This window comes from uncultured Duncaniella sp., from assembly GCF_910578445.1.
In the GTDB taxonomy this organism is placed as follows: domain Bacteria; phylum Bacteroidota; class Bacteroidia; order Bacteroidales; family Muribaculaceae; genus Duncaniella.
This window is the reverse complement of sequence record NZ_CAJTQC010000050.1, coordinates 1-5,369: the sequence shown is the minus strand read 5'-3', so window position 1 is coordinate 5,369 and position 5,369 is coordinate 1. Positions and strand designations below refer to the sequence as shown.

General features: G+C 48.5%; 8 protein-coding genes. 2 read left to right on the top strand and 6 right to left on the bottom strand.

Annotated elements, in window-relative coordinates:
- The 6 genes from QZ311_RS12020 to QZ311_RS11995 all read right to left on the bottom strand — a co-directional run.
- The coding region (locus QZ311_RS12020) for a DUF4134 domain-containing protein (RefSeq protein WP_297068410.1) at positions 1–231 on the bottom strand (231 nt) is incomplete at its 3' end.
- A gap of 97 nt (positions 232–328) precedes the next feature.
- Entirely contained in the window at positions 329–1,057 is a 729-nt protein-coding gene (locus QZ311_RS12015; RefSeq protein ID WP_297068408.1) for a hypothetical protein, read from the bottom strand.
- Positions 1,057–1,356 (bottom strand): DUF3408 domain-containing protein, encoded by a 300-nt coding sequence (locus tag QZ311_RS12010; protein ID WP_297068405.1) that lies wholly within the window; start codon positions 1,354–1,356, stop codon positions 1,057–1,059. The genes QZ311_RS12015 and QZ311_RS12010 overlap by 1 nt, the downstream gene beginning before the upstream one ends.
- Positions 1,357–1,362: 6 nt before the next feature.
- Positions 1,363–1,755, bottom strand: coding sequence for a DUF3408 domain-containing protein (locus tag QZ311_RS12005; protein ID WP_297068402.1), 393 nt, complete (start codon positions 1,753–1,755; stop codon positions 1,363–1,365).
- Between the two features lie 6 nt (positions 1,756–1,761).
- Positions 1,762–2,181 (bottom strand): DUF3408 domain-containing protein, encoded by a 420-nt coding sequence (locus tag QZ311_RS12000; protein ID WP_297068399.1) that lies wholly within the window; start codon positions 2,179–2,181, stop codon positions 1,762–1,764.
- A 5-nt stretch (positions 2,182–2,186) separates the two neighbouring features.
- Positions 2,187–2,942 (bottom strand): ParA family protein, encoded by a 756-nt coding sequence (locus tag QZ311_RS11995; RefSeq protein WP_297068397.1) that lies wholly within the window; start codon positions 2,940–2,942, stop codon positions 2,187–2,189.
- 1,116 nt (positions 2,943–4,058) lie between these two features.
- Here QZ311_RS11995 and mobA point away from each other — a divergent pair.
- Together mobA and mobB are read left to right on the top strand one after the other, a co-directional pair.
- Positions 4,059–4,484: a conjugal transfer protein MobA gene (gene mobA / locus QZ311_RS11990; protein WP_297068395.1), complete on the top strand. Its 426-nt coding sequence runs from the start codon at positions 4,059–4,061 to the stop codon at positions 4,482–4,484.
- On the top strand, positions 4,463–5,369 hold a 907-nt coding region (mobB, locus tag QZ311_RS11985), incomplete at its 3' end, for a conjugal transfer protein MobB (RefSeq protein ID WP_297068391.1). The genes mobA and mobB, both read left to right, overlap by 22 nt.

Below are 5,369 nucleotides of genomic sequence, written 5' to 3'. Positions count from 1 at the left end.
CGCGGCGGTTTTGCTCGTGTCGGGGTCGCCGGAGCTGAACTTGCCATAGACCTTGACACCGCCGATAAGGCCGACGACAGCACCGATGGCATAGATCAGTTTCGTCGCGGGGTCGAAATAGGAGGTCATCATCGAGGTTGCCTCGTTGATACCAGCCAGACCGTTGCCGGCGGCATAGAGGTTGGCTGCACACAGCATGAGGGTGAGCATTGCCGCCATAGGGCGGCGCATACCGGGAGCGTTCATAAACTCCACGATACGGTTGTAGAGCGACTTAAAGAAATCAGTCATAAATAAAATTGGGTTTGGATTGTGGATAAAGTGGTGGTCAGTGGAGGATATTGAAGTCGATAGCGTCAATATCTGTCGTGTCGATATCGGCATGGAACACGATTTTCTTCTTCTGCGTGGCATCGTCGGATTTTTTCGGAAGGGTGTCATTCTCCTCCGTGTTATCAGGGAGCTGACATTCAATCATAAGTATGCGCTTTCGCACAACCGGGTCAAGTTTGACATACTCCAGAATCTCCGTACCTTCAAGCTCAGGAATGACGCGCCGGGCGGTCTGTTCGTCCTCCGCCGTGTGGGGCCGGTCTTTCAGAACATTCATAGCCGATTGCAGTTCATTGAAGTCTATACCGTCTGCATTGGCATCGGCCGGAGTCGGCATCTCGCCGGTAAGTTCACTCACTGAGTGGGTCGAAAATACCTCGTCCAGCTTGTCTGGCGGTACTTGTGCGGGAACTCTTTCTACCGGAGTGTCAGGTAATCCCGCATCGGCAGGTATGCCGATTTCCTTTATTATCAGCGGCACGACCTCTTTGGCAGCTTCGACAGCAGCTTCTTTGGCGATTTCCCTAAACGAATCCATGAATCTGTCGGCATCGAAGGAGCTTTTGCCAATTACTTCTTCGGGTGGAGTTTCATCCGCCGGCGTTGTTTCAGTCTGTTCGGCGGAGTTATCCTTACTTACAGCCGGAGTGTCAGGCTTGTTAAGGACTTTCCTTATAAGCCATACATTGCTTACGAGCAACGCAATAATCAACAGCGTCTCCATCAGAACAAGGACTTGCAGTTTTCATTGTATAGAGCCTCCATCACCTCGCGGTTGTTGGCGAAGTGGTCGAGAAGAATCTCGGATACATACGAGCCGATGGATGCTCCATTGTCACGGAACTTTTCTGCCATGCGGCTGAGAATGGCGTGTACCTCCGGATAGATATACACTTTGGTGTTGGAGCGGAGAATGACCGGCTTCAGGAATTTGGCGGCATATCTCCTGCGCTCCTCTGCGGCTCTGGCATCAAGGCCGGACACCGGGTTTACGTTGATGGTTACAAGTGGGGGTTGTGGCATAGTTGATTAAAGTTTGAGTTGGTTGATAACATCGGCATACTCCTCTAAATGAGCAGCCAGTACGTTGTTTATAAAAGCCTTCAGGGAACACACGCGGCCCTTCTTGCGACAGAACAGAATCTGACGGATCTTCCACTCAATCTCCGGATTGATTTCCGTTGCGATATATTTGACCTGTGGAGCAGCATATGTATTATTACATATGAATCGTTCCATATAGTCGTTGATACGGTTCGGAAAAGAAGGCTCCATTTTTTTATCGGGCAATGCACAGGCTTCTTTGGCTGACGCCTCGGTTGAAGCTATTTGCGTTGAGAATCCGATACTCTCCCGAACAACCTTCGGGGCTATCCTGAAGTTCTTGCCAGAAGCAGTTGGGACTGATGCTGATTTGGTCATAGTGTGTTACAGTTTGGGGTTGATGACATCGGCGTACTCTTCGAAGTGAGCGGCAAGCACGTTGTTGATATAAGATTTTAGGGAACAGGAACCATTCTCGAATGCGATAAGCCTCTTTATTTTGCCGATTAGGATTGGATCAATCTCCACCATCAGGAATTTGACCTGCGGACGCAGATATGTGGTTCTGCTAATGAACCGTTCCCTGAAAATCTCCTCACGCTCCTTGCCGGAATCAGTTGAGACCGGAGTTGCATGATTCGATATGACTGATTCTGCTTTTGTGTCCGTTGAATCGGATGGAATAGTATCCTGCTTTGGAGTCTCTTTAGGCTTTTTCTTCAGCGATGACAGTGAGGAGGGCTCCTCCCGGAATGACCTGATGAATTCATCGGGATCGATTTCTGACTCATATTTCTTTGCCATAGCGGTCAGAGTTTGAGTAAGCCGAGTAGTTCATCTGTAAGTTCAGGCAGGCGCGTACCCTTGAGCAATGCCTTGTCTGGAGGCAGGACAGTCGAGCGGAATACAGCGCGGTTGAGCGTCTTTGAGCCTTCGCGACGGTATTTCTTGGTATCGGGAATCTTGGTCTTCATTGTAAGAAGTCCGTATTCCTCGAACACCGCCTCATACTGGTCGTAGAGGTCAGTCTTCTCGCGGGCGTCAACAAGGTTCCAGAGCATATACATCTGCTTTGCCGATGTGCGCCCTGTCGTCTGCCACTCCTGTATCTTCATTGCGAAGGCGAGCGAGCTTTCGAGTATCACCTTGTCGGCGGCGACCGGTACTATGACCGTATCCATACAGTCAAGCACGTTTACGACACCATGGTTATTGACTGTGCCGGGCAGGTCAAAGAAAACTATGTCGATTTCATAGCCTTCCTCGATGATCTCACGGACTTTCTGCATCGCTTCTTCGGGCTTCGCTGTCAGCAGCGGATACGGAGCCAGCTTTGTTTGTCTGAGATTGTCATAAAAAAGTTTCTTGAACTGAGGGCTGCACTCGATGAGGTCTTTGTCGCGCTGGCGCATCTCCTCGATGCTGTACTGCGGATAGTCGCAGTCAACGACAAGCACCTTCAGGCCTCTCACATAGTAGAGGTAACTCGCCGCGAGTACGGTCAGAGTAGTTTTGCCTGCTCCACCTTTCTGGGTGGAGAAAGCGACAAATCTGGGGTCTGTCATAATAATTTAATTTGGATGGATGTAGTGGTGATTGCATAGCGGTGGCCGTCAGCGTATCTCCTGACACGGACAGACCGGGCTTCCATCGGTGTGAAGCAGTGCCGGCACGGGCTATGCGGAATGGGTTACAGCTATCTCCGTCGCACGAGGCGACCTTCCTCCGCTGTCGGGAGGGCATCGGCTAAGTTAGCTGGAAAGGGTTGGATTCGTCAGTCATCTCTGGTTCTGGTTTGAATGTGGAGTTTAGTGGTGTCTATCGCCCACGGCTGTCAAGCCTTGAAGCCATCAAGCTATGAATTATAGATAAATAGATTTGTCAATCAAACAGTATATAATATTGAAGATAAATCACTTTTTAAGACTATATCTTTATCGTTCATTAAACAGTTCCAATTCCATATCTATAAGTTGAACTGTAAGGAAGGATACAGATTTGTCTAAGAGCAAATATTTCTGTCAATAAAATTAATGTTCTCAAGACAGATTGAAAATCATACTTGCAATTCAATGGATAGTTCTGTAATAAAGTATGTAAGTTGAACTCCTTGAAGGCAGGTTTAACTGTCAATCTCTACACAAAGAAACAAATAAATTTCCAATTTGTCAAATCAGAAAACAGTCCAATTCTCTAAGATTTAGCGGTTTGTCCGGCTTTGTCCAAGTATGTCCGGCTATGTCCGAATTTTTTGCCCAAATTTTTAACATTTCAAATTCAAAAATTTTTTAGCCAAAGTCAGAGCAACCGGTCGGGAGGTACGATATGCTGTTTTTTATTGGATATTTTTCTGACGGTGTTAGGATTTACGCGATTATTTTCGTAAATTTATGGAAGCATTACGGCAACATAACACCGCCGCGTCATTGAAATCACGGTAATCACGCCGTCGGGTCATCACCGGGCATACCCGATACTGATATTACCATATTTCATATTAGGACGGATGTTCACATGAACATTGCAAGTTATGTTTCCCGGCACACGAATCGAAGATTGTGCCACGAAACACTTGCAATGTAAACATTGGGAAGATTTACTCCGAAGTCGTAAATCCATACGATGGGCTGCGCCGGCTTTTGCTACCGCAATGCGGTTACACCACATAAATCCACATTATTATGACCCAGATTCCCAGCCGGGGCGGACGACGCCCCAAGACCGATCCTTCGGTCAACCGCTATGTAGTGCGGTTCAACGCAGAGGAAAACGCACGTTTCCTCGCCATGTTTGAGCGTTCCGGGCTTGAAAGCAAGGGAGCGTTCATCAAGAATTTCATCTTTCAGAAGCCTTTTAAGGTATATACCATTGACGAGAACACCCGTGTGTTCATCGACAAGCTGTCATCGTTCAACTCCCTTTTCCGCACACTCGGCGTATCATACGACAACGTGCTGAAGACACTGCGCGAGAATTTCACCGAGAAGAAAGCGATGTCTGCTCTCTATAAACTGGAGAAGCTGACAATCGAGCTTATAAAGGTCAACAGCGAGATTGTAGCCCTCGCCCGCAAGTTCGATGAGCAATGGTCGCTAAAATCTCGATAGGCAACTCCCTGTATGGCGCGCTTATATATAACGGCGAGAAAATCAACAAGGAGCGGGGGCGGGTGCTTGACACCAACAAAATTTATAATGACGGCAGCGGGACGGTTGACATACACCGTGCTTACGAGGATTTCATGCGCTGGATACCCACTTCCTCGCGCACGGAGCGGCCGATGATGCACATATCCTTGAACCCGCACCCTGACGACATTCTCAGCGACTCTGATTTCACACGTCTTGCCCACGATTATATGCAGATGATGGGGTTTGCCGATATGCCATATCTCATAGTGAAGCACGAAGACATAGACCGTCACCACGTCCATATAGTGGCTCTCCGCGTGGGAACTGACGGACGCTGTATATCAGACCGAAACAACTTCTACAAGAATAAGAAGGTCTGCCGTGAGCTGGAGCAGAAATACGGGTTGAAAGTTGCCGAGCGCGAGAAAATCACTCCCGATATGCCGATTAAAAAAGTTGATCCAAACGGCGATTTGAAGCGTCAGGTTGCAAACACCGTCAAAATGGTTGGTATGCGTTACAAGTTCCAGACTATGGGCGAGTACAACGCTGTACTTTCCTTATACAACATACGGTGTGATGAGGCTGACGGCAAGGTTAACGGGCGCGAGTATCACGGTCTGGTATATTTCGCCACTGACGACGAAGGCAAGGTTATCGCCAATCCGTTCAAGGCTTCGCGCCTCGGCAAATTTGCAAGCCGTACCGCCGTGGAGGGACGCTTCGAGCGCGCCAAAGAGAAGATTGATGTCACACCGACAAGGAACAGGATTGCCGATGTGCTTGCCCATGCCACCGACAAGGACGATTTCACAGCCAAGCTGAAAGAATGCGGCATAGATGTTGTTTTCCGCTACACCG